Raw genomic sequence first — 23,698 nt, forward strand, 5'->3', positions numbered from 1 at the left:
GGCCTCCTCGGGTTCCAGCGTACGAAAAAAGGGGTGGAGCGCAAGGCTCCACCCCTTCGGGCGCGCGGGGCGCTCAGGGAACGATGAAACTGTAGTAGTTGCCGGCGGTCGTCAGCAGGCAATTGTAGAGCTGGTTCAGGTTGATCGCCTGGGGTGTCGCCTGGACCTGGCTCTGGCTTCCGGCCAGCGCCCCCGTGGCCGGGGCCGCGTAGGTGCCGGGCGCCGTGTCGGCGCCGTAGGAGCCGTTGGAGACGTACAGGGCGTGCTCGCCGATCGTGCTGGTGGTGTAGGGGCCGATCTTGAACGTGTAGGTGCCCGAGGTGGTCAGCAGGAGCTGGGCCGAGTCCAGGTTGCCGCTGTCGACGGTGGCGATCTTCGTGCCGGCCGGGTTCCAGACGGTGATGATGTCGTCCTCGACGCCCGTGCTGCCCGCGTCGGGGAGGGTCTGGATGTTGTAGATCGGCAGGGCGAAGGTCACGGTCAGGTCGGGGATGCTGGTGGCGCCGGCCGCGACGGTGAAGACGGGGCTGGTGCCCAGGGCGCCGCTGAAGAGGCCCTTGGCCACGTAGGTCCCGGGCTTGAGCAGGTTGAAGAAGCAGACGCCATCCTCGGGGACGGGGTTGCCGGACCCGAGGGTGCCGGCCAAACTGCCCGCCATGGAGATGGAGCTGCCCACGTAGTTGGCGATCTTGCCGGCCGCGTCGCAGCTGTAGAGGTGGACGGGGACCCCGGTGAGGGTGAGGGTCCCCCCGTTCAGGGTGTTGACGGTCTTGACCTTGAGCTCGGCGTTGATGTAGTTGGACGCCGGCGCCTTGCTGGCGTTGACGTCGGCGACGACGGCGCCGATGGTCTTCAGGACGTTGACGCGGCCCCAGCCCGTGGTCTCGGTGAAGCCGGTGGCGCCCTCGATGAGGTCGGTGTTGGACTCCAGGTAGGTCTTGATCTGGGCCGGCGTGAGGTCGGGGGCGAAGGTCAGCATGTAGGTGACGAGGCCGGTGACGAAGGGGGCCGCCTGGCTCGTGCCGGATTCGGACGCGTAGCTCCCGTCGTCGAAGGCGTCGCAGGAGAGGATGTTGTAGCCCGGGGCGCAGACGGAGATGTGGCGCCCGGAGGTGGAGAAGTGCACCTTCTTGTCCGCGCCGTTGGTGGCGCCGACGGCGATGACGCCCGAGTAGGCGGCGGGATACTGGGCCATGTTCTGGCCCGTGTTGCCCATGGAGGCGATGACCACGACGTTGTTCCGCAGGCCGGCCTCGATCATGTCGATGGCGAACTGGTTGGCCGAGGTGCCGCCCAGGGACATGTTCACGGGGATGGTGTGGTTGTAGTTGGCCTTCTTCCACTGGATGAGGTGGTAGAGGGAGCCGTAGATGGCCCAGGTGCCGCCGCTGCCGGCGTCGGAGAGCCCCTTGTAGCTGACGAGGTTCGCCTGCCAGCAGACGCCGGCCACGCCCTTCCCGTTGTTGCCGGTGGCGACGATGGTGCCGGCCGTGTGGGTGCCGTGCCCGTTGCCGTCCGTGTTCGTCTGGGTGGTCCCGATCAGGTCGACGGGATCGCTGTAGGCGGCCAGGGCCGTGGTCGTCGTGGTGGGGTTGTACCACGAGAAGGCGTGGGTGACGTTGCCGGTCAGGTCCTCATGGGCGTAGTTGATGCCGGTGTCCACGTCCACGACGGTGGGCTTGTTGGGCCCGAAGCCGAAGGTGGTCCAGGCGTCCTTGGCGTGGGTGAGGAAGATGCTGTATTCCTCGGAGAGGGCCCGGGGGTCGGGATGGTCGTAGACGATCCCCGCCGTGGTCTTCTCCATGAGCTCGGGCTCGGCGAAGATCACGCCCCGCGTCGTCTTGAGGTCGGCCAGGGCGTTCATGATCCCGGCCTCCTTGTGGAGCCGGTAGTAGTTGTAGCCGTCGAGGGTGAACTTCCCGACGATCTCGAGGCCCTGGGCGGTGAAGAGGCCCTCCTTGAAGGTCGTCGGGGTCTTGGCGATGAGGTAGCCGTAGTTGGTGTCGGCCTTCAGGCCCTCCTCGGAGACCGGGGTGTAGAAGTCGTACTGGAGGAGGGGGGCCGTGGAGGCGGCGGTGTCGGTCGTTCCGGTCGTGCCGGTGGTTCCGGTGCCGGGCGTGGTTGTGGTCGCGGTGGCGCCCGGGGCGGCGGGGCTGGACTTGCCGCAGCCGAGGCCGGCCAGGCCGAGGCCGACCGCGAGGGCGAAGAGGATGTTTCCGTAACGTGGCATTCGCATGGTCACCTTCCTACTGGGCGGCGGGATCAAGGGTGAGGGTGAAGAAGCCGTTCACGGCGCCGTAGGACTTCTCGTACACGCTGCCGTAGGAGCGCGCGCGGCCCTGGGTGTTGGTGCCCGGCACATAGTGGAGGAAGTAGGCCGAGTCGGAGGTCGTGTAGCTGGCGCTGCCCTTGGTGCCGAAGATGCTCCACTCGTAGGTGTTGCCGGGCAGCAGCGTGGTGGCGTTGGGGAACTGGATGCTGACCTGGGTCTTGTCGGTGCTGATGGCGCAGTCCGCGGTGGCGTCGATCCAGGAGGAACCGCTGGCCTTCTCGAACTTCAGGGACGCGAAGTTGTAGCGGTAGGCCTGGCCGAAGATGCCGGACCCGACCTTGTCCTTGATGTAGAGGTAGAAGTAGAAGTAGTCGGAGACGGCGGGGTCCCACAGGACCGGGTTGGTGATGCCGAAGGTGAACTTGGGCGCCCGGGTGGTGGTGACGGCGCTCATGGCCGGGGAGACCAGGGGCGTGGTGAAGGGGGGCATGAACTGGCTGGGAATGGCCGCGGAATCGAGGCTGTAGCCGCCGTTCGTGGCCGTGTTCGCGGTGAAGGCCCGGACCTTGTAGTAGTAGGTCACGCCTTCCTTGAGGCTGGGGTCGGCGTCATAGACCGAGTAGATGCCGCTGCTGCCCTTGTTGAGGCTGGAGTAGTGGGTGGTCGAGACCTTCGTGAAGTTGGTCCCGTCCGTGGAGCGGTAGAGCTCCACGCCCCGGATGCCGGGGGCCGTGGTCCCGGAGAGGACGCTGAACTGGACCAGGGGGAGATAGAAGACGCCGTTGTTGTCGATGGGCGTGACGGCGAAGATCTCGCGGGTGATGCCGTAGGTGTTCAGGACGTTGAACACGCTCGTGGGCTGGAGGGCGGAGATGTCGGGGTCCGCGGGCACCGTCACGGGGTTGGTCACGGTGACGTACAGCTTCTGCTCGGCGCGGTTGTTGGCCACGTCGTAGACGACGACGTCGATGGTGTGCTGGCCGGCCGCCGTGAGGTTGTTGAAGGCCACCTGGAAGATGTAGGTGCTCTGGTAGTAGGGCTGGCCGTCCACGACGACCGGGACCGAATTCTCGACCTCGGCGACGGGGGAGAGCATGGCGTTGGACCAGGCGGCCGCGTCCACGTTGATGCCCATGCCGAACCCGGACCAGGCGGTGGGGCTGATGCCGGCGGTCCCGATGGCGGTGACCTTCAGGTACTTGATATTGGAGACGAGGGTCTCGAAGTTGGTGCCCACGGGCGTCCACGTGGCGGCGTCGGAGCTGGTGGAGATGGCCGTGATCTTCGGCGCGGAGGCCGGGAAGCTGGTCATGCCCAGGTTGAAGCAGTACATGTTCGCGGAGGTCTCCTTGGAGGCGTCCAGGGCCAGCGAGGCCTGCGCGGTCCCGGTGCCCTTGGCGAACAGGGTGTACTTGCCCGCGGGATCGAGGCAGAGCTTGGCGTAGCCGGTGGCGTCGACGGGGATGCCGGACTCGAGCACGTCGCCCTGGTCGTTCAGGAGGGTCAGCAGGGCGCTCGGGACGGCGGCGCCGTTCAGGGAGCTGGTGACCCACACGGGCATGTTGGCGGCCAGCTGGCGGACCGCGACGGTGGTGGTGGACACGGTGGTGCCGTCCTCGGCGGTGACGACCACGAGGATCGGGGTGGTGCCCACGGCGAGGGGGATGGGGGCGCTGCTGGCGCCGTTGGTGACGGCCTGGCCGTTCACGCTGACCTTGGCCCGGGGGTGATTGGGAATGGCCAGGACGGAGACGCTGGGCTGGTTGCTGTACAGGCCGACGTTGTACGTCTTGACCGCGGTGGAGAAGCCGGGCGACAGCATGCCCTTGGAGAGGGCCAGGCTGGACAGGGTGGCGTCCGTGCTCAGCACGCGCGTGATGGTGACGGTGTAGGTGTGGGCCACGCCGTTCTCGGCGGTGACCGTGACCGGGATCGCGGTGGCGCCCGCGGGCAGGGGGATGGCCGCGGAGGCCTGCCCGCTGACGGCGGCGGCGCCGTTGATCTGGAGGGTCGCCGACGGGTGGTCCACGGTGGCCGTCACCGTCGTCGAGGTGACCGAGCCGTCCACCGTCAACCGGTAGCTGTCCGTACTGATGTTGAAGGCGGGGGTCAGGGCGCCGGCGGAAACGGAGAGGGCGCTGAGGCGGTTGTCGGAGTTCGGCTGGTGCTGGGTCGAGGAGGAACACCCGACCGACACGATCAGTGTGCCGAAGACCAGAAGTCCGGATAGGGCAAGCCGTTTGGGAATAGAGAATGGCATCTGCAGGCCTCCTGTCAGAAGCGTTGGGTTGTGAAGGTGTAGTTGATGAAGTATTCCAAAGTACGGGGCGGAGATACAGTCTTATCCGCGCGGAGGGACAGATTTCCCGGCCCCGTGCAGCGAGGTGCAGGATCCGCGGGGGGAACTGCTCAGCTATGACCCGGCCGGCCCTCCAGGACCAGTTCCACCATTTTTTCCAGCTCTCCGGCCTTGAATGGCTTCTGGAGGAACCGGGCGGGAGCCGTGCCCAGGGGGGCCTGGGCCACCTCCCGGCTCGTGAAGCCGCTCACGAGGATCACCGGGACCTGGGGCGCGAGGGCGCGGATCCGGCGGAAGGCCTCGTTCCCGTCCATGCGGGGCATGGTGATGTCCAGGAGCACGACGTCGAAGCGGCCATGTCCGGCCTGGAACAGCTCGACGGCCTCCAGGCCGTCCACGGCCTCCGTCACCTCCAGGCCCCGCCCCGCGAGAATGCCGGAGAGGACGCTGCGCACCATGGGATCGTCGTCGGCCACCAGGGCGTGCCCCGCCAGGCGGTGAGGGACCTGGGCGCGGCCCGGTTCGGGGGCGTCCTCCGCCGAGCCGGCGCCGGACGGCGGCAGGAGGATCTCGAAGGTGGTGCCCTGGCCGGGGCGGCTGGAGATCCGCACCCCGCCCCCGTGGCCCTTGATGATGCCCAGGAGGGCGGAGAGGCCCAGGCCCCTGCCCGTGGCCTTGGTGGTGAAGAAGGGGTCGAAGATCCGCTTGAGGGTCTCCGCGTCCATGCCGCAGCCCGTGTCCGTCACCCGCAGCCGCACGTAGGGACCCGGGGCCAGGCCCTGGCCGGGGTAGCCGGCCTCCAGGGCCCGCGCGTCCAGGTCCGCGGAAGCCGTCTCGATGGTGATGCCGCCGGGGGTGTCGCCCAGGGCGTCGGAGGCGTTGGTCACGAGGTTCATGACCACCTGCTGCAGCTGGGCGGCGTCGGCCAGGACGGGGGGGAGGACCGGGGCCAGCCGCAGGTCCAGGGCCGCCTTCTTGGAGATGGAGACCGACAGCAGCTCCGCCATGTCCGCCACGACGCGGTTGAGGTCCAGGTGCTCCACCTTGAAGCTGCCCCGGCCGGAATAGGCCAGCATCTGGTGGGCCAGCTCCGCGGCGCGGAGGATGCTCGACTCGGCGCGGCGGAGCAGGGGCTGGGCCTCGCTGCCGGCGGGGATGCTCTCCTGCGCCAGGTTCACGTGGCCCAGGATGGCCGAGAGGAAGTTGTTGAAGTCGTGGGCGATGCCCCCGGCCAGGACACCCAGGCTCTCGAGCTTCTGCCGGTTGCGCACCGCCTCCTCGGACCGGAGGCGCTCGGTGATGTCCCGCAGGGACACGACGACGCAGTCCTGGCCCTCGATGGGCTGGGCCATGGCCAGCATGCGGGCTTCCACGTGGATGTCCCCCTCCGCCCGGAAGACCACCGTCTGGAGGCGGTGGGTGGCCAGGGCCTGGTGGATGCCGGCGAGGAAGGCCGAGGCGGATTCGGGGGGGAGGGCGTCGCCGGCGCGGGCGCCGGGAAGCAGGGCCCGGTCCAGGCCCAGGACCGTGCTGTGCCGCCCGTACAGGGTCAGGATGCGCCCCTGGGCGTCCACCACGGCGAGGGGGTCCGGCGCCGCCAGCGCCATGGCCTCGGTGCGGGATTCCTGCTCCCGGAGCTGGTCCGTCATGCGGAGCGCCATGAGGCGGGCCCGCTGGCCGGTCTGGGCCAGGGAGGTCATGAGGCCCCAGAGCAGCAGGCTGATGAGAGCGCCGCTGAGGAATACGCCCGAAGGGATGATCCACCTCTGGCTGCCGAGCCAGGGGGGCCGGGCCCGCAGTTCCAGGAGCCAGGTGCGGCCGCCGACGGGGATCTGGATCGAGGTCCGGGTGCCGCCCGGGGACAGGTCGCCGCCGTACACGACCTGGGGGGCCTCGCCCGGCCCGCCGAGGTCCAGGATGCGCACTTCGACGTGGCGGAGCAGCCGCCGGCCCAGGGATTCCTCGACCAGTCCCCGGGCGCGGAAGACCCCCGTGATGCAGCCCAGGAAGGCCGCCCTGCGCGCCTCGAGGGTCTCCGGCGATCCCCGGTAGATGGGCACGCGCATGAGCAGGCCCAGGTCGGGCCCCGGATATTGGAGCACCTTCATGGGCCCGGTCAGCACCAGGTCCCCGGCGTCCCGGGCCCGGTCGATGGTGGCGGCCTGGAGGGGCAGGACCCGGGTGTCCATGCCCACGGAGGTGAGGTTGGTCTCCCGCGGCTCGGCGAAGAGGATCACGAAGTGGCGGTCCCGGTCCCCGGGTGGGCGGATGGCGAAGCCGGGGTCGCCCATCTCCTTCCGCAGCCGGGTCTCGGTGGCGGTCCGGTCCGCGCCGGGGACCTCGATGGCGTAGGTGACCGCGAGGAGGCCCGGGTGGCGGGACCGGAGGTCGAGGGAGGCGAAGTACTGGCGGAACTGCTCCCGGCTCAGGTTGAGGCTGGCGTGGGTGTGGGCCCGGAAGCCCAGGAGCAGGTCCCGGTAGGCCAGCATCGTGTCGTCCAGGTCCTCCCGGGCGTTGGCGGCCTCCGCCTCCAGCCGGGCCGCGGTCTGGCGCACCAGGAAGGCGCGCACCCCCAGGGCGCTCGCGAGGGCGGCGCCCAGGCCCAGGGCCAGCACCAGGCCGGCGATGCCGGGCCTCCGGTGCAGGACACGCTGGTCGAGGGGGTTCACGGTGAGGTGGGCTCTGCCTGGTTGGGAAGCAGCATACGCCGGAGCAGGTCCAAAGCCCAGGCCGCGCCGCGGTTCTGGAGTTCGAATCGTCCGCCTGCCAGGTTGAACCGCCGGCATTCGGTGCCGGCGGCCCCGGCCACGGCCACGAAGCAGGTGCCGATGGGGGCGGGCCCGTCCTTGTCCTCGGTGGGACCGGCGTTGCCGGTGACGGCCAGGCCCCAGTCGGCGCCCAGGCGGGCCCGGATGCCCTCGGCGAGGGCCCGGGTGACGGGCTCGCCCACGGTGCCGTGGGCCTGGATGAAGGCGGGATCCAGGCCGGCGAGGGCGGCCTTGGAGGCGGCGGTGTACACCGTGGCGCCGCCCAGGAAGGCGGTGCCGGCGCCCGGCACGGCGGTGATCCGGGCCGCGAGGTTGCCCCCGGGCATGCTCTCCGCCACCGCGAGGGTCTCGCCGCGCGCCAGCAGCAGGTCCAGGACCGCGTTCTCGATGCCGCCCTCGGGGCCGACGAAGGCCAGGTCCGGCCCCAGGTCCCGCCGGAAGTCGGCCAGGGCCGCCTCCAGGGCGGCGGGGTCGGGGCCGCTGGCCAGCAGCTCCACATGGTGGAGGCCCGCCAGGATGGTCCAGGCCAGGTCGCCGTGGCGTTCCCGCGCGGGGCGCGTGCGCTCCTCGAGGGCGCTCTCGGGCACCGAGCCGAACACCATGCGCAGGGTCCGCCGGGGCTGGCTGGCCCAGGGCGCGAGCCGGGCGGCCACGTGGTTCTCCCACATGATCTTCATTTCCCGGGGCACGCCAGGGAAGAGGATGATCCGGCGGCCGGGGTGGCCCGGCGGGTCCTCCCAGTAGACGCCGGGGGCGGTGCCCGCGGGGTTGTGCAGGGGCACGGCTCCGAGGGGGATGAGGGCCTGCTTGAAGTTCGCCGCGGGCGGCACCCGGTTCCGGGCGGCGTAGAAGTCCAGGATGGCCTGGCGGGAGGCGGGGTCCTCCACGAGGGGGGCGCCCAGGATCTCCGCCCACACCTCCTTGGTGAAGTCGTCGAAGGTGGGCCCGAGGCCGCCGGTGCAGAGGATGACGTCGGAGCGCTCCAGGGCCTCCAGGAAGAGGGCGCGCAGGTCCTCGCGGTCGTCGCCCACGGCGGTCTTGCGGTGGAGCCCCAGCCCCATCTCCGCCAGCCTCTGGGCGAGCCAGACGGAATTCGTGTCGAGGCGCGGGGTCTCGAGCAGTTCGGAGCCGATGGCGAGGGTCTCGATGCGGAGCATGGCCCTAGCCTAGCGCCAACGCGGGGCCTCCGGGCCGCCGCCGGATGTTTTTTTCCCCGGCCCGGGCGGGGTGCGCCTGGACCGGGGAAAAGGACGAACGTCTGGCTTCTAGGCTTCAGCCAGGGCCTTCTTGCGGGCCTCGACCACCTTGTCGGCGTCCCGGCCTTCCAGTTCCTGGAGGTGGTGGAACGCCCAGGTGAAGGAGCCGACGCCCTGGGTCTGGCTGCGCAGTTCGACGATGATGCCCTGCAGCTCGGACTGGGGCAGGTAGCCGTCCACCACGTCCCAGCCTTCCCAGCCGGCCTTGGCGTCGAAGCCCAGGATCTGGCCGGCGCGGTGGCTGGTGATGATCTTCTGGGCCTTGCTGGTGTGCTCGGAGGGCACGGAGATGTGGATCTCCACGATGGGCTCGAGGAGGACCGGGTTGCACTGGGGCAGGCCCTCGACCATGGCCACGCGGGTGGCGGCCTTGAAGGCCATTTCGGAGGAGTCGACGGTGTGGAAGCTGCCGAAGAAGAGCACCGCCTCGACGTCGACCATGGGGAACCCGAGCGGGCCCTGCTTGGCGAATTCGAGGAAGCCGTTCTCCACGGCGGGGATGTACTGCTTGGGCACGACGCCGCCCACGATGGTGTCGCTGAACTTCAGGCCCTCGCCGCGGGCGAGGGGCTTGAACTCGATGTGGACGTCGCCGAAGGCGCCGTGGCCGCCGGACTGGTGCTTGTAGCGGCCGTGCTGCTTGATGGGCTTGCGGATGGTCTCGCGGTAGGGGATCGTCGGCTGGGAGGAGGTCACCTCCACGCCCCAGCGGCGGATGCGGTCCAGGGCCACCTTGAGGTGGATCTCGCCCTGGCCCCAGATCACGCGCTCCTGGGTCTCGGCGTTCTGCTCGAGGGCGAAGGAGGGATCCTCGTCCAGGAGGCGCTGGATGGCGGTGGAGAGCTTCACCTCGTCGCCGCTCTTGGCGCACTTCACGGCCAGGGCGGTCATGGCCTGCATGGGGGCGGGCCAGGCGATCTCCGGCGGGTTGCCCACGGCCAGGACGGCCCCGGTCTTCACGCCCTCCATGCGGCCCAGGGCCACGATCTCGCCGGGGCCTGCCTTGAGGACCTTCTCCTGCTTCGCGCCGAAGGGCTTGGTGATGCTGCTGGGGCGGCCGGCGGAGAACGTCATGCCTTCCGACACCTCGCCGCTCCAGACGCGGGCCAGGCTCTGCTTGCCCACGTGCTGGCCGTAGACGGTCTTCCACACCTGCACCACCGCGTCCTTGCCGGGGACGATGCCCAGGCGCCGGGCGGTCTCGCCGGCCTCGGGGGCCTCGTGGCGGAGGAGCTTGAGGAGGCGGCGGACGCCGAGGTCCTTGTCGGCGGAGCCCAGGAGGACGGGGACGATCTGGTCGCCCTTGAAGCCCTTGGTGAGGGTCGCGTAGACCTCCTCGCGGGTGGGGACCTGCTCCTCCAGGAGCTTCTCCATGAGGGCGTCGTCCAGGGAGCTGATGGCCTCGAGCATCTCCTGGCGGGCGATCATCGCCTCGTCCTTGATGGTGTCGGGGATGGGGATCTGCTCGGAGGGGTGGCCGGGGTTGGCCTTGAAGGCGCGCTCCAGGCTGAGGTCCTCGTAGCCGGTGATGAAGGAGCCGGCGTGGATCGGGTACTCGCGCAGGACGAGGGGGTGGGGGCTCATGGGCTGCAGCGCGCGCAGGGTCTCCGCGATCTTGCCGGGGTCCGTGAGGTTGTCCACCTTGTTGAGGAAGATGGTGTGGGGAATGCCGTGGTCGTCCAGGAACTTGAGGATGGGGGCGGCCATGGGCGCGCGGGTCGGGTCGGCCTCCACCACGACGACGGCGGCGTCGGCCACCATCAGGGCGTTGGCGGATTCCTGGCTGAACTCGACGGAGCCGGGGCAATCGATGAAGGTCCAGGTCTCGTCCAGGTAGGTGGTGGCGGCGACCGAGGCCTCGACGCTCATCTGCCGGGCGCGGGCCTCGGGGGCTGCATCGCCCACGGTGTTGCCCTCCTTCACCGTCCCCTTGCGGGGGATGGCGCCGGCGGCGTGGAGCAGGGATTCAAGAAGGGTGGTCTTTCCGGACATGTACGGCCCGACGATGGCCGCGACCCGGGGTGCTGAGGGGGGCTTTGACACGGGTGTCTCCTTGGTATGTCACAGAGGTAGGGATTTCCAGCCAGTGTCCCTACTCGGACCCGGAATGGCAACCCAAAATCCCCGGGCCCGCGCCCCCCTTGGAGACAGGCCTCCGGCGGGGCTGGAGAGCCCGTCTCAACAGGGCTTCAGGCGCCCGGATGGACCTTCATTCGCTCAGTGAGAAGGCGTCGCGGATCTCCGCGCCGGGGTAGCGGGTCCGGAACCAGGCGTCCAGCTCCGCGGGGCTGTTGAAGAGGTGCTCGGCCCCCGCCGCCTTCAGCTCCGCGGGGCCGCCGTACCCGTAGGTGACGCCCACGGGAATGAGGCCGGCGCCGCGGCCGGCCGTCATGTCGTCGCCCCGGTCGCCCACCATGTAGCCCCCGTCCAGCGCCACGCCCTGGGTGCGGAGCTGGGCCAGCACGTCGGCCTTCCGGGCCTGGGGCGCCTGGGGCGTGGTCCCGCAGACGGCCTCGAAGCAGAGGAGGAGGTCGAACTCGTGGAGCACGCGGCGCGCGAACTTCGTGGGCTGGACGGTCACGAGGTAGAGGCTGTGCCCCTGGCGCTTCAGCCGGGTGAGCATGAGGGGGATGCCCTCGTACTCCCGCTGCTTGGCGATGCCGTCCGCCTCCACATGGGCCCAGTAGCGGGCGAAGGCTTCGTCCACCCGGGCCGGCGCCAGGCCGGGGAGGCTGGCGACCAGTTCGCGGGGGGGGTGGCCGATGAACCGGGCCACGTCGGCGCGGGCGGGGACGTCCAGGCCCAGCTCGGCGCAGGTCCTGCCCAGGCAGTGCTCCATCGCCCTGAGGGGATCGACCAGGGTGCCGAAGAGATCGAAACAGATCAAACCCATGCACGTCCTCCTTTGGGATGGGGCCGCCGGGTTCGCCGCTTGGCTAGTGCCGGTAGGCCTGGATGCACTCCTCGATGAACTCTAGGGCTTCTTCCTTCCCCTGCCACCCCCGGCTGACGACATCTTTCGCCTCGAGGTTCTTGTAGGTCAGGAAGAAGTGCTCCACCTCGCGCAGCAGGTGGGGCGGCAGATCGGCCAGGTTCTGCACGTGCATGTAGTTGGGATCGGTGAGGGCGACGCTCAGGATCTTGTCGTCCTGGCCCTTGTCGTCGGACATGCGCAGGATGCCGATGGGCCGGGCCTCGATGATGGTCCCGGGATAGGTGGCGCCCACGATGAGGACGAGGATGTCGCAGGGGTCGCCGTCGGGGGCCAGGGTGTGGGGGATGAAGCCGTACTCGGCGGGGTAGTGCAGGGGCGAATAGAGGACGCGGTCGACCTTCACGAGGCTGGTCACATGATCGATCTCATACTTCACGCGGGACCCGTAGGGAATCTCGACGACGGCGTTCACCACGTTGGGCGAGAGTTTCCCGGGTCCGATCATGTGCAACGACATGGAGCCTCCAATGCTGAATCATGGTCTCACATTCAGAGACCGGCGGGGAGGCGCAGGTGGACCTTGGTTCCCTGGCCCTGGCGGCTTTCGATGTTCATGAGCCCCGAATGAGCCATCAGGATGCGATGGCTGACCGCCAGGCCCAGGCCCGTGCCGCCCCCGAACGTGGTGTAGAACGGGTCGAAGATCCGGGCCAGGGCCTCGGCCGCGATGCCGCAGCCGTTGTCCTCCAGGGTGAGCCGCCAGTGGGCGCGGCCCTCCAGGGTCTCCTGGGCGGCGCGGAGCACGAGGCGGGGGGCCTCCCGCCCCTCCAGGGCCCGCAGGCTGTTCTGCACGAGGTTCACCCCCACCTGGCGGAGCAGGTCGGGGTCGGCCGTCCAGGAGGCCCGGGCGGGGATGCGGTTCTCCCATCCGACGTCCTCGGGCAGGCCGCTGGCCTTGCGGATCTCCTCCCAGAACTCCGCCAGCGCGAAGGGCCGGGCCTTGGGCACAATGTCGCGGGAGAAGGTCAGGGTGTTGGCCACCAGGGTGTTCAGGCGCTCCACGCTGGCCTGGATGTGCTGGGCCAGCTCGGCCTGCGCCGGCATGTGGGCCAGGTCCTCCACCAGCATGCCCGCGAAGAGGCTCAGGCTGCCCAGGGGGTTCCGGATCTCGTGGGCCAGTTCCGCCGCCATGAGGCCCATGGCCTGGAGGCGCTCCTCCCGGGTGGCCTGCTGGGCCTTGAGGTGGGCCTCGGTGACGTCCCGGAGGGTGATGATCTGGCCGGTGTCGGTGGGGCGGTTCTCCTGCTCCATGAACCGGTCCTCGCCGTCCTGGGTGCGGAAGCGCCGCAGGCCCTCGGGGGCCTGGGGCTCCCAGGGGGCGGGGCCGTCCAGGAAGACGCCGTCCAGGCCGCGGTTGCGGTTGGTGAACCGCAGCTCCCCGTGGACCCCCAGCACCCAGATGGCGTAGGGCACCGTCTCCAGGACGGTCTGGAGCTCGTTGCCCAGCTGCTGGAGCTGGCCCTGGAGCGACTCGTACTTCTGCTGGAGCTGCTCCGAAGCCTGGGTGAAGGCCGCGAAGGCCTCCATCAGCTGCTGGGGCTCGGGCAGGACGCTCACGGCCGGGCCTGTTCCAGGACCTGCTGGAGGAGGGGGCGGTCCGCGCTGCGGGGCTCCCGCTCCACGAAGGCCCGGAGGGCGCCGAGGGCCTGGGGGGTGCCCAGGGACAGGAGGCCCTTGGCGGCGCCCAGGCGCACCTCGGTGGGTTCGGCCGTGGTGAAGATGCGGCCCTTCCGGCGGAGGAGGTCCTCAAGGACCGCCTGGGCCTTCGGTTCGCCGATGAGCCCCAGGGTCTCGGCCGCCCGGGCCCGGAGCTTCTCGGGCATGCGGCCGTCCAGGGCGAACTGGCCCAGGAGGGGGATGGCGGTGGCGGCGCGGATCTGGCCGAAGGCGAACATGATCTCCAGGAGTGTTTCCGCGTCCGCCTGGCCAAAGGCGGCCAGGAGGGCGGGAACGGCGTTCGCGCCGCCCAGCTTCCAAACGGTCCGGACTGCCGCCCGCCGAACCCGCCCGTCGGGGTGGGAGAGGCAGGCCTCGGCGGGCCGGAGGGCGCTGGCGTCCCCCAGGTCGGTGAGGATGTTCAGGGTGTTCCGCACGAGGAACCACTTGTCCGATTCCAGGGCCTCGTGCATGGCCGGGAGGGCGAGATGGCCCAGGCCGCGGATGACCTCCACGAGGCGGACCCGGCGCTTGCGGTCCTCCTCCACGCCCAGCACCGCCACGAGGGCCCGCGCCGCGGGCGCGCCCACGGCTTCGAGGTAGGGGATCAGCTCCGTGAGGAGGGTCTCGGGATTGGCGGTGTGGAGCAGCTCGAAGACCCGGGCGAGGGCCTCGGGCTGGCCGAGCCGGGCCTTCAGCCATGCGAGGGCCTCCAGGCGCATGGGATCGCCGCCGCCGGCCAGGGGCCGGGCCAGGGCATCCACCAGGGTGTGGGCCCGCCCAGGCTCGCCGCGGGCGATCAGCTCCCACATCGTGATGCCCAGGGCCTCCACCGTGGCCTTGTGGACCTGGAGGCTGGATTCCCGCAGGAAATGGCCGCCCAGGCCCTGGACCAGGTCCTCCTCGGCCTCGTGGGGCAGGCCGGGGACCCCCAGCCAGTTGGCCACCCCCGCCAGGGTGCGGGCGGCGGCCTCCCGGCGGTGGACGTCGGGGGCTTCCAGCCCCTGGATGACCTGGGCCTGGACCTGGCGGTACGTGGTGACCCGGCCCTCGTCCAGGAGGCGCCGGAGGAAGGCGAGGCGCTGGTGGTGGGTCAGGGCCCACAGGTTGCCCCGGGTCTCCAGCGCCCGGACCTGGTCGTCCACCGTCATGTTGTCCCATTCCAGGAGGGCCACCAGTTCCCGGATGTTCTCCAGGCCCAGGCCGCGGCTCCGCAGCTCCTGCTCGAGGGCGCCCAGGAGGCTCGCCGCCGGGCCCGCGGCCCCGTCGTGGAGGATGCCGTGGAGGCGGTCCCGCAGGTTGGGCCAGCGCTGGTCCTGGCCGGCGCCCCTGGCCAGGAGGGAGGCCGTGGCGCGCGCGAAGGCTTCGGGCGACAGGGCCGAGAAGGCCAACCGGAGCCCGCCGGGGCTCCGGGGCAGGGTGTCCATGCCCTCCACCACCGAGAGCAGCACGCCCGCGGGGAGTTCGTGCATCGCCTTCCGGAGCGCGTCGAGGGCCTGGGGCTCCGGGAAGCCCTCGCCGATGCCCGCGCCGGCCAGGGTGGCGCCCAGGACGGAGAGGTCCGCCGGCTGGGGTGGCAGCCCTTCGATCCGCGCGTCGGGCAACGGTTCGGGGGCCGTCGCCCCCCAGCCGCCGGAGCCTTCGCCGCCTTCGCCCGCGCCGGGACCGCCCGCGCCGGGACCGCCCGCGCCGGGACCGCCCGCGCCGGGACCGCCCAGACCGGGGCCGCCCAGGCCGGAACCGCCCGCGCCGGGACCGCCCAGACCGGGACCGCCCGCGCCGGGGCCGCCCAGGCCGGGACCGCCGAGGCCTGCATCGCCCGCGGCGGAACCGCCCGCGCCGGGGCCGGCCGACCCGGAACCGTCGGAACCCCAGCCGCTTCCTTCCAGGGGGCCCGGCCCGGTCCCGCCGGGTCCCTCCGTGCCGGAGGGCGCGGGGAACCGGCCGCTGCCCCCGCCCCCGGCGACATCGAGGGCGATGCCGGTGCTGGCCCGGAAGGGGGTGTCGGCACCGGCGCGGTCGGCGGGCCTGGGGCCGCTTTCGAGGACGTTGCGGAAGGCCTGCCGCCAATGGTCCACCAGGGTCCGGAGGGCGTCCATGGACGGCTGGGGGGCTCCGGCGCCGGTCCGGGCCTCGGCCCCGAGGGGTGCGGCCCCGAGCCCGATGGTCACGGGCTTGATGGCGGGGGCGTGCTCGGCCTCCTCCAGTTCGCCCTCCCGCACCTCCCGGTACTGGACCTGGCCGATCTCCACGTGGGTGAGGCCCAGTTCGGCCATGGCGCGGAGGGCGCCGCCCTTCTCCTCGATGCGGCTGGGCTTGAGGATGAGCAGGCCCAGGGTCCGCTCCAGTTCCTCCTCGGTGAGGCCCCGGGTGAGGATGAGGCCGCTGATCTGCCGTTCCGTCAGGAGCCGGGCGAACCCGGCCATGTGCACGCTCTGGCCCTCGAAGGGCTGGCCATCCAGGAACATGCGGCCATTGGAGGCGGCCAAATGGACGGAAGGGGCGTCCGCCAGCCATGCCTGCAGGTACTCCGTCGCCCCGGCGACGGCCGCCCGGGCCCTGGGATGGGCCCCCGTGTACATGGTGAGGGACTTGAGGGCGAGGGACAGACGCTGGACGAGCTCTTGGAAGTCCTTCATGGCGCGGCGGGCTCCATGGGATCGCTCCACTCGCGGCGGAGCTGGTCATAGTGGGCCTCCAGGAAGGCGAGGCGGCGCAGCGCCTCCTCCCGGCCCGGGTCGGTGTTCATGCTGTCCGCGATGCCCCGCGCCAGGTCCACCCAGCGGAGGCCCCGCTCCAGGATCGCGGCGGTGTCCGTGGGGCGGAAGCCCGGCGCGATGCAGGTGAAGTGGACCAGGCTGGCGGCCCCCAGCTTGCTGAGCTTGTCCGCATCCCAGAGGCAGGCCGTCTCCAGGGGTTCGAGGCGCCGGGTGAGCCGGAGGCCCACGTGGTGCTCGATGGCGTGCCGCACCGCCGGGATCTTCTCCGGGGGGAAGTCCGTGCCGGCCAGGATGTCCGCCACGGCGGCGCTGGCGTCCTGGGCATGGTGATCCTTGGCCTCGGGGGCGTTGAGGCGCTTGCGGCAGTCGTGGAGCCAGGCCGCGCACTCCACCACCTGCAGGTCGGCCCCCACGCGGGGGGCCAGCCAGCGCGCGAGCTTCACCGCGGCGAAGGTGTGCTCGAACCGGTAGTCGAAAAGGGGGCGCTCACCCTCCGGTCCGGCGTGGGCCACACGCCAGAACCGGAGGGCGTCGGCCTCCGTCCATGCCTTGAGGGCCTCCTCGCACCGCTGCCGCCAGGGGATCATGCCAGGGATTGTCGCACATGCTCCCTGAGGGCGTCAGCGGTTCCGGAAATCTCGGCGTACATCGGCCGGTCGTGCCAGGGGGGGCAGGCGCGGTCCAGGCGCTCCAGCAGGGGGCGCAGGCCCTCGGCGGGGGCCATGCCCAGGATCCGGACGCCTTCCAGGGCCATGCGGGCCTCCAGGGCCAGCACCTGCTCCAGGGCGTCCACGGCCTTCCAGAGCTTGCGCGCGGCGATGGGGCCCATGCTCACGTGGTCCTCCTTCCCGGCGCTGGTGGGGATGGTGTCCACGCAGGCGGGGTGCGCCAGGAGCTTCATCTCGGACACGAGGGCGGCGGAGGTGACGTGGGCCATCATGAAGCCGGACTCCAGGCCGCCCTCCCGGGTTAGGAAGGCCGGCAGGTCGGAGTAGGCGGGGTTCACCAGGCGCTCCTGGCGCCGCTCCGAGATGCTGGCCAGGTCGCAGGCGGCGATGGCGAGGAGGTCGCAGGCGAAGGCGGGGTACTGGCCGTGGAAGTTCCCGCCGCTCCGGCTCTCCTGGGTGTCGGTGAAGATCATCGGGTTGTCGGTGGCGCTGTTCAGCTCGCGCTGGAGGATCTCCCCCGCGAAGCGCAGGGCGTCCCGGGCCACGCCGTGGACCTGGGGGATGCACCTGAGGCTGTAGGCGTCCTGCACCCGGTGGCAGTCCCGGTGGCTCTCGGCGATCTCGCTGGTGGGGCCGAGGATCTCCAGCATCCGCGCGGCCACCTCGATCTGGCCGGGGTGGGGCCGGGCCTTGTGGATGCGGGGGTCGTAGGGGGCCCGGGTGCCGCGGAGGGCCTCCAGGGAGAGGGCGGCGACCTCGTCCGCCAGGGGGATCAGGTCCATGAGGCGGGCCGCGGCCAGGTTGCCCAGGGCGGTGATGAGCTGGGTGCCGTTGATGAGGGCGAGGCCCTCCTTGGGCTCCAGGGTGATGGGGGTCAGGCCGGCGCGGGCCAGGGCCTCCCCGCCGGGGACGTGCCGGTCGCCCTCCCAGGCCAGGCCTTCGCCCACCAGGAGCAGGGCCATGTGGGCCAGGGGGGCCAGGTCGCCGGAGGCGCCGACGCTGCCCTGGCTGGGGACGACGGGGAGCACGCCGCGGTTCAGGCATTCCGCCAGGAGCCGGATGGGCTCGGGCCGGATGCCCGAATGGGCCTTGAGCAGGCAGTTGATGCGGGCCGCCATGAGGGCCCGGGTCTGGTCCTGGGGGAGGGGCTCGCCCACGCCGGCGGCGTGGCTGCGGACCAGGTTGAGCTGGAGCTGGGCCAGCTGGGAGGGGGGGATGACGACGGTGGCGAACTGGCCGAAGCCGGTGTTGATGCCGTAGACGGTGCGCCCCTCGTCGAGGATGCGCTGGATCACGGCGCGGTTCTCCGCGACGCGGGCCAGGGCGGCCTCGTCCAGGGCCACGGGCGCGCCCGCGGCGATCCTGGCCAGGGCGCGGGCGTCCAGGTCGTTTCCTGTGAGTTGGATCATGCTGTCTCCTGGGAAGTTCAGATGGGATCTTCCTCGGGCATCTGCGCGGGGGGCTTCAGCAGGCCGGCGGCCAGGAGCAGACCGATGGCGACAAGGCCAGCGGCGATCCAGTACGGAGCCGCGTAGCCCCAGCGGGCGAAGCTGAGGGTGCCGATCAGGGGGCCGACGATGCGTCCCATGCCGCTCATGGCGCTGAGCACGCCGAAAAGGCCGCCCTGCTCATCCGCGGGGGTGAGCTGGCTGGCCAGGGCCGAGGTGGCGGTGGTGTTCATGCCCGAGCCCCAGGCCAGCGGGATCATCACCAGCAGGAAGGGCGCCTCCCAGGGGGCGTAGGGGATCAGGGGCAGGGCGAGGGTCATCAGGGCGAGGCCGGCCAGCTGCGCCACCCGCTCGGGGACGCGCTTGGCCACGACCCGCACCAGGCCGCCCTGGTAGAGGACGATGAGGATGCCGACGTAGACGAAGATGTAGCCCACCTCGCGCTGGCCGAAGAGGAAGCGCTCGTTGCAGAGCAGGCTGTAGGTCCCCTCCATCATGGAGAAGCCGGTCATGGCGAGGAAGGCGATCAGGAGGATGCGGGCCATGCCGGGCCGGCGCAGCACGTGGGCCAGGGCGTGGCCGCGGCTCTGGACCTTGCGGGCGTGGACCCGGGCGGAGGCCTCCAGGGTCTCGGGGACCCAGATGAGGACGAGGAGGGAGGCCAGGAGGCTCATGCCCGAGGCCACGAAGAAGGGCAGGTGCCAGCCGTGCTGGGCCAGCATGGCCTGGCCGCGGACGGACCCGGACAGGATGCCGGCCAGGGCGGGACCCAGGACGAAGCCCAGGCCGAAGGCCGCGCCGATCATGCCCAGGGCCTTGGAGCGGTCCTCGGGGCGGGAGGCGTCGGCCATGGCCGCCTGGGCCACGGAGATGTTCCCGCCCGTGATGCCCTCCAGGACGCGGGCCGCCAGGACCCACTCGAACCGCCCCGTGAACGCCATGAGGAGGTAGGCCAGGCACGTGCCCATGAGGGAGATCCACAGCACCGGCCTGCGTCCCACCAGGTCGGAAATGCGCCCGAGGATCGGCGTGGCGATGAACTGGCTGATGGAGAAGGAGACCAGGGCCACCCCCGCCCACGCGGCGCCGGGGTCCACCAGGTTCAGGGCCTGGTTGACCCAGGTCATCCAGCCCGAGGGGTGGGAGGCCAGCGACTTGGCATAGAGGGGCAGGATGGGGATGACGATCCCGAAACCCAGCAGATCGACGAATACGGTGAAGAAAATGGCCGTTTGGGCCCGCTTTGATGGCTGCATGACTTCTCCAACCACCTACCATACCGAAGCGAGGCTTGGCTTTCACCTTCGGGGATTTTCCTTACACACACGTCCTCTTTCGTGGTTACCTGAAAGTTGGATGAATGAGCGGTTTTGTCATTTATCATTCATTCCAGAGGGACCCCCCGAAGGATGCCGATGACCCTGTGGCGAGCCGAGCACACCCTGGACACGTCCGCCGAACCCGGCGAGGTCTGGCGGAGGCTCTCCGAGGTGTCCTGCTGGTCCGAATGGGAACCCGGGGTGCAGTGGGCCGAACTGCGGGGCCCCTTCGCCTCCGGCACCCAGGGCCGTCTCAAGCTCCGGGGCGAGGGCGCCCGCACCTTCCGCCTGGCCCGGGTGGAGGACCAGACGACCTTCACCGCCCTGGTCCGCCTCCCCCTGGCGGAGATCCGGCACATCCATGCCCAGGCGGCTTCGGCCATGGGCACCCGGGTGACCCACCGCATCGAGATCTCCGGCCCCCTGTCCTGGTTCTTCGGGCTCACCCGGGGCCGCCGCCTCCGGGAAGGCCTGGCCCCCGGCCTGCGACGCCTGGCCCGCCTGGCCAGCGCCCAGGACTGAGGTTCGCGGAGGACGCCGGGGTCAGCGCGCCCGGGCGTCCAGGAGGGCTGCAGCCCGTTCGATCCCCTCGGGAAAGGGCTCGGGCAGGAGGCTGACGACGAGATGGCCGTCCCCGGGGATATCGAAGAAGTGCCCGGGATGGACGAGGACCCCGGCCTCCCGCAGGAGGCGGAGGGCGCAGGCCTCGCCCGGCTCCAGCGCGGGGATGCGGAGGACGGCGGCCCAGCCGCCTTCCACGGGCGCCCGGGTCAGGGCGGGGCGGCCGGCGAGGGCCGCGTCCAGGGCCGCCAGGTTCCGGCGGAGGCGGGCCTTGAGGCCGGCCTGGATGCCGGGCGCCAGGCGGAGGAGGTCCGCCGCGGCCGCCTGGGCGGAGGCCGAGACGGACAAGTACTGGTCCGCCAGGAAGGTGAGGGGTTCCAGCAGGGCCCGGGCTCCGGCCCCCCGGGCGGCGACCCAGCCCAGTTTGATCTGGGGCAGGGCGGCGATCTTGCTTAGGCCGGACAGCACGAAGACCGGGCAGGGCGGGGCGGGGGTGCCCAGGGCGGACCCCAGCCGGTCCGCGGGCGGCTCCAGGGCGTAGTCAACGAAGACCTCGTCCACCAGGAGGGCCAGTCCCCGGGCCGCGCAGAAGGCCAGGAGCCCCTCCCATTCGGAGGTGGTGAGGAACTGGCCCGTGGGGTTGTTGGGATGGACGACCACCACGGCGCGGGTGCGGGGTCCGGCGGCCGCCTCCAGGGCCTGGAAGTCCACCTGCCACCGGCCGAAGGCCAGGGCCGGGACGGGCCGGGCCTCGACCCCCTCCAGGGTCGCCAGCCAGTGGAAGAGGGGATAGCTCGGCGACGGGACCAGCACCTCGTCCCCCGGGTCGCAGAGCAGCTTGAAGAGCCACCCGTAGGCCTCCGACGTGGAGGCCGCAAGCACCAGGTCCTCGGGATCCAGGCCCTGGCCGTGCCAGGCGGCGACGGCCTCCCGGGCCGTCCGGGACCCCCGGGGGTCCGGGTGGTAGGCCAGGGTGCCGGGGGCGGCGAGGGCCGCCAGGATCTCCGCCTCCGGATAGGCGAAGCCGCAGCGGGTGGGGTTCGTGGCCGTCAGGTCGATGAAGGGGAGGCCCTCCCGGCGGAACCGGTCCACCTCCTGGGACAGGGCGTTGGGTTCCAGGGACGGGGGCAGGCGGTGCGACGGCATGGGACCAGGATAGGGGATAATGGGGGCCGGAGGTGGATATGGCTCGTGTTCCCAACGTCGCGGTACTCCTGGCCGGATGCGGCCACATGGACGGCGCGGAGATCCGCGAGTCCGTCTTCGCCCTGCTGGCCCTGGACCAGGCCGGGGCCCGGGTGCAGTGCCTGGCGCCGGACGGGGACCAGGCCTCCGTCGTGGATCACCGCACCGGCAGGCCCGGCGCCGGGACCCGCAACATCCTGGAAGAGGCCTCCCGCATCGCCCGCTTCGGCAAGTGCGCCGACGTGGCCAAGGCCGACCCCGCCGCCTTCGACGCCCTGGTCCTTCCCGGCGGCTTCGGCGTCGCCAAGAACCTCTGCACCTTCGCCGCGCAGGGGGCGGCGGCCTCGGTGCGCGGCGACGTGCTGGCCTTCGTGAAGGCCTTCTTCGAGGCCGGCAAGCCCGTGGGCGCCATCTGCATCGCCCCGGCCCTCGTGGCCCTGGCGCTCCACGCCACCGGCCGCCGGGGGCGCCTCACCCTCGGCTCCGGCCAGGGGGTGGAGGGCGCCATGGCGCAGCTCGGCATCGAGCACGTCGCCGTCCCCGGCGCCCGGGAGATCGTCGTGGACGAGGCCCTGAAGCTCGTCACCACCCCGGCCTACATGTTCGACGACGCCCGCCTCAGCGACGTGTGGACCGGCATCGAACGCTGCGTGGCCGAGGTGATCGCCCGGATCTGAGCCTCAGTCGTGGCCGTGGCCGCGGTGCTCGCCGTGGTCATGGCCGGGACCGCGGCCCCGGTCCTCGCGCCGGTCCTCGCGCCGGTCCTCCCGACGCTCCTCCCGGCGCCATTCACGCCGTTCCTCCCGGCGCTCCTCCCGGTGCCAGTTGCGGTACCGGCCGGGAGGGAGCCGCACCAGGTCGCGGGGGACGCGGCGGACCTCCACGAAGGCGAAGCGCTCGCGAGGCGTCCGGGCCCTGAACCAACCGTCCGGGCGCCGGCACCAGTACCAGCCGCCATAGAAGAAGACCTCGTCGCCGAAGCCCTCCACCACCTGGACCCGGGGCGCCACGGCGACGAGGGGCGGGGCGGCGGGCAGGCCGATGTCGATATGAAGGCTGATCTGGGCCTCCGCCGGGGCCGCGGCCAGGGCGGCGACGAACGCGAGGGTGAGCGGGGTGCGCATGGGGAACCTCCGGTTGTTCACTTGGATTCCGGCCAGGGGCCGGTGGTTTAAAAAATCATAGTCCTTCTTCCACCGGGGGGGCGGCCCAGGCCCGGGCCATGCGGCGCAAGGCCGGATAACGCAGGCGGGAAGCGGCAACCAAACGTTCGGTTTCTGGCAGGGCCTTGATCCAGGGGGAGGCCATGCCGAGCACCAGGCCGCTGCCGGGATCGGCCAGGCCGGCGTCCAACGCCACCAGGACCTGGTGGGCGATGGGCACCAGGTCCAGCCACCGGGAGGCCTGGAGGGCCTCCGCCTGGGCCGGGCGCAGCGGCGGCAGGATCAGGCCCGCCAGCACCTCGGGCGAAAGCCGGGGGTGCTGCAGGAAGGCCGCCAGCACCCGCGCGTCGGGCTGCTTCCAGATGAGGGGCCATAAAGGACGGGGGGCCAGGGGCGCGAGGCTCCGCCGCTCGCCACCGGTGAGGCCCGTCCACAGGAAGACGAGGCGCTCCGTGGCGTGGGCCCGGGCCTGGGGGTGGGCGGAGGCGTCCTGGGCGATGGCCGCCAGCGTGCGCCAGGGCAGGGTGGGCAGGAGCCGGGCCCGCACGTGGGCCGGGGTCCTCGGATGCTGCGCGATCCAGCGGAGGAGGGGCGGCCGCCGGGCCACCTCCTCCAGGGCCGCGGCCGCCTCCAGCCAGCCCGGGGGCGGAGAGGGATGCCTCAGGCGCCGGAGGAACTGGGGCCAGGGCATTTCGGGCGGGAGGGGCCAGGTCACGGACCCATTCTGGGACGAATCGGGCAAACTTGGTACATGGATGCCTTCCGCACCTTCTCCGTTCTGGGCCGGGGCCGGGCCGGCCGGGCCCTGGCGGAAGCCTGGGCGGGACGGCACCCCCTCCTGCCGGGATCGGCCCGGCCCGGGGGCCTCGTGCTCCTGGCCCTGCCGGACCGGGCCCTGGCCGAGGCCGCCGCGGCCTTCCCGGGCCGCTGCGTCCATCTGTCGGGGAGCCTCCACCTGCCGGGGGTGCCCTGCGCCCATCCGCTCGTTAGTTTTGATGGCCGGCCGGCGGATTGGCACGGCGCCCCCCTGGCCCTGACCGGCGAGGTGCCCGCGGTGATCCTGGAGGCCTTCACGGGCCTCGGCTTCGCCCCCTTCCAGCTCCCGCCGGACCTGAAACCCCTCTACCACGCCTGCGCGGTGCTGGCCTCGGGCCACGTGGCCACGCTCTGGCTGGGGGCCCGGGCCCGTCTGGCCGAGGCGGGGGTGGACCTGCCCGGCCGGGCCTACGCCCCCCTCGCCGAGTCCACCCTCCGGAACATCGAGGCCCACGGAGCCGGGGGCCGCACCGGCCCCTTCGTCCGGGGGGACCGGGAGACCATCGAACGTGACGCGGCCGCGCTGGGCGAACCCTGGCGCAGCCTCTTCCTCCAGCTCGGATCCATGTGAA

The 23,698-nt window shown here is 71.5% G+C and carries 18 protein-coding genes; 3 read left to right on the forward strand and 15 right to left on the reverse strand.

Going from position 1 to position 23,698, the window contains the following annotated elements; genetic code table 11:
• Positions 1-73: 73 nt before the first annotated feature.
• From R2J75_RS08405 to R2J75_RS08460, 12 genes are all read right to left on the reverse strand, one after another.
• The gene (locus R2J75_RS08405) at positions 74-2,230 is read right to left on the reverse strand and encodes a S8 family peptidase (RefSeq protein ID WP_316411488.1); all 2,157 of its coding nucleotides are present in this window, start codon (positions 2,228-2,230) and stop codon (positions 74-76) included.
• Between the two features lie 16 nt (positions 2,231-2,246).
• The gene (locus tag R2J75_RS08410; protein WP_316411489.1) at positions 2,247-4,469 is read right to left on the reverse strand and encodes a cadherin-like beta sandwich domain-containing protein; all 2,223 of its coding nucleotides are present in this window, start codon (positions 4,467-4,469) and stop codon (positions 2,247-2,249) included.
• Between the two features lie 212 nt (positions 4,470-4,681).
• A complete protein-coding gene (locus tag R2J75_RS08415) occupies positions 4,682-7,240 on the reverse strand; it encodes a CHASE domain-containing protein (RefSeq protein ID WP_316411490.1) in 2,559 nt (852 codons plus the stop codon).
• Complete coding sequence (locus R2J75_RS08420; protein ID WP_316411491.1) at positions 7,237-8,496, reverse strand: CinA family nicotinamide mononucleotide deamidase-related protein; 1,260 nt, start codon at positions 8,494-8,496, stop codon at positions 7,237-7,239. The genes R2J75_RS08415 and R2J75_RS08420 overlap by 4 nt, the downstream gene beginning before the upstream one ends.
• Positions 8,497-8,604: 108 nt before the next feature.
• Entirely contained in the window at positions 8,605-10,638 is a 2,034-nt protein-coding gene (locus tag R2J75_RS08425) for an elongation factor G (RefSeq protein ID WP_243334370.1), read from the reverse strand.
• Positions 10,639-10,804: 166 nt separating this feature from the next.
• Positions 10,805-11,488, reverse strand: coding sequence for an HAD family hydrolase (locus R2J75_RS08430; protein ID WP_243334373.1), 684 nt, complete (start codon positions 11,486-11,488; stop codon positions 10,805-10,807).
• A gap of 43 nt (positions 11,489-11,531) precedes the next feature.
• A complete protein-coding gene (locus tag R2J75_RS08435) occupies positions 11,532-12,047 on the reverse strand; it encodes an inorganic diphosphatase (protein ID WP_243334375.1) in 516 nt (171 codons plus the stop codon).
• Between the two features lie 32 nt (positions 12,048-12,079).
• Positions 12,080-13,147 (reverse strand): ATP-binding protein, encoded by a 1,068-nt coding sequence (locus tag R2J75_RS08440; protein ID WP_243334376.1) that lies wholly within the window; start codon positions 13,145-13,147, stop codon positions 12,080-12,082.
• A complete protein-coding gene (locus R2J75_RS08445) occupies positions 13,144-15,885 on the reverse strand; it encodes a HEAT repeat domain-containing protein (protein ID WP_316411492.1) in 2,742 nt (913 codons plus the stop codon). The genes R2J75_RS08440 and R2J75_RS08445 overlap by 4 nt, the downstream gene beginning before the upstream one ends.
• The gene (locus tag R2J75_RS08450) at positions 15,882-16,553 is read right to left on the reverse strand and encodes an HD domain-containing protein (RefSeq protein ID WP_243334378.1); all 672 of its coding nucleotides are present in this window, start codon (positions 16,551-16,553) and stop codon (positions 15,882-15,884) included. Before R2J75_RS08450 ends, R2J75_RS08445 begins: the two co-directional genes overlap by 4 nt.
• Positions 16,550-18,043: a histidine ammonia-lyase gene (hutH, locus tag R2J75_RS08455; RefSeq protein ID WP_243334379.1), complete on the reverse strand. Its 1,494-nt coding sequence runs from the start codon at positions 18,041-18,043 to the stop codon at positions 16,550-16,552. Before hutH ends, R2J75_RS08450 begins: the two co-directional genes overlap by 4 nt.
• Before the next feature lie 17 nt (positions 18,044-18,060).
• Positions 18,061-19,338, reverse strand: a complete 1,278-nt coding sequence (locus R2J75_RS08460; protein ID WP_243334380.1) for an MFS transporter — start codon at positions 19,336-19,338, stop codon at positions 18,061-18,063.
• A gap of 159 nt (positions 19,339-19,497) precedes the next feature.
• On the opposite strand from R2J75_RS08460, the gene R2J75_RS08465 reads away from it, so the two are divergent.
• On the forward strand, positions 19,498-19,923 hold the full coding sequence (locus tag R2J75_RS08465; protein ID WP_243334381.1) for an SRPBCC family protein: 426 nt from the start codon (positions 19,498-19,500) through the stop codon (positions 19,921-19,923).
• 21 nt (positions 19,924-19,944) lie between these two features.
• Here R2J75_RS08465 and R2J75_RS08470 read toward each other — a convergent pair whose 3' ends face one another.
• Entirely contained in the window at positions 19,945-21,108 is a 1,164-nt protein-coding gene (locus R2J75_RS08470) for a pyridoxal phosphate-dependent aminotransferase (protein WP_316411493.1), read from the reverse strand.
• A gap of 38 nt (positions 21,109-21,146) precedes the next feature.
• Between R2J75_RS08470 and elbB the strand changes: the two genes are divergently transcribed.
• Positions 21,147-21,824: an isoprenoid biosynthesis glyoxalase ElbB gene (gene elbB, locus R2J75_RS08475; RefSeq protein ID WP_243334384.1), complete on the forward strand. Its 678-nt coding sequence runs from the start codon at positions 21,147-21,149 to the stop codon at positions 21,822-21,824.
• 3 nt (positions 21,825-21,827) lie between these two features.
• On the opposite strand, the gene R2J75_RS08480 is transcribed toward elbB, so the two are convergent.
• Positions 21,828-22,271, reverse strand: a complete 444-nt coding sequence (locus R2J75_RS08480) for a hypothetical protein (protein WP_243334386.1) — start codon at positions 22,269-22,271, stop codon at positions 21,828-21,830.
• 55 nt (positions 22,272-22,326) lie between these two features.
• Entirely contained in the window at positions 22,327-23,025 is a 699-nt protein-coding gene (locus tag R2J75_RS08485) for a hypothetical protein (protein ID WP_243334387.1), read from the reverse strand.
• Between the two features lie 36 nt (positions 23,026-23,061).
• On the opposite strand from R2J75_RS08485, the gene R2J75_RS08490 reads away from it, so the two are divergent.
• On the forward strand, positions 23,062-23,697 hold the full coding sequence (locus tag R2J75_RS08490; protein ID WP_243334391.1) for a DUF2520 domain-containing protein: 636 nt from the start codon (positions 23,062-23,064) through the stop codon (positions 23,695-23,697).
• The last annotated feature ends 1 nt before the right edge of the window (position 23,698 follow it).

Origin of the sequence: Mesoterricola sediminis, assembly GCF_030295425.1 — a bacterium.
GTDB lineage: Bacteria > Acidobacteriota > Holophagae > Holophagales > Holophagaceae > Mesoterricola > Mesoterricola sediminis.

Bases quoted from the DNA above. Each gene is read 5' to 3' on its own strand.
- R2J75_RS08405 (WP_316411488.1), bottom strand. From the start codon at position 2,230: ATGCCACGTTACGGAAACATCCTCTTCGCCCTCGCGGTCGGCCTCGGC.
- R2J75_RS08420 (WP_316411491.1), bottom strand. From the start codon at position 8,496: ATGCTCCGCATCGAGACCCTCGCCATCGGCTCCGAACTGCTCGAGACC.
- R2J75_RS08430 (WP_243334373.1), bottom strand. From the start codon at position 11,488: ATGGGTTTGATCTGTTTCGATCTCTTCGGCACCCTGGTCGATCCCCTC.
- R2J75_RS08435 (WP_243334375.1), bottom strand. From the start codon at position 12,047: ATGTCGTTGCACATGATCGGACCCGGGAAACTCTCGCCCAACGTGGTG.
- R2J75_RS08445 (WP_316411492.1), bottom strand. From the start codon at position 15,885: ATGAAGGACTTCCAAGAGCTCGTCCAGCGTCTGTCCCTCGCCCTCAAG.
- R2J75_RS08450 (WP_243334378.1), bottom strand. From the start codon at position 16,553: ATGATCCCCTGGCGGCAGCGGTGCGAGGAGGCCCTCAAGGCATGGACG.
- hutH (WP_243334379.1), bottom strand. From the start codon at position 18,043: ATGATCCAACTCACAGGAAACGACCTGGACGCCCGCGCCCTGGCCAGG.
- R2J75_RS08460 (WP_243334380.1), bottom strand. From the start codon at position 19,338: ATGCAGCCATCAAAGCGGGCCCAAACGGCCATTTTCTTCACCGTATTC.
- R2J75_RS08465 (WP_243334381.1), top strand. From the start codon at position 19,498: ATGACCCTGTGGCGAGCCGAGCACACCCTGGACACGTCCGCCGAACCC.
- R2J75_RS08470 (WP_316411493.1), bottom strand. From the start codon at position 21,108: ATGCCGTCGCACCGCCTGCCCCCGTCCCTGGAACCCAACGCCCTGTCC.
- elbB (WP_243334384.1), top strand. From the start codon at position 21,147: ATGGCTCGTGTTCCCAACGTCGCGGTACTCCTGGCCGGATGCGGCCAC.
- R2J75_RS08480 (WP_243334386.1), bottom strand. From the start codon at position 22,271: ATGCGCACCCCGCTCACCCTCGCGTTCGTCGCCGCCCTGGCCGCGGCC.
- R2J75_RS08490 (WP_243334391.1), top strand. From the start codon at position 23,062: ATGGATGCCTTCCGCACCTTCTCCGTTCTGGGCCGGGGCCGGGCCGGC.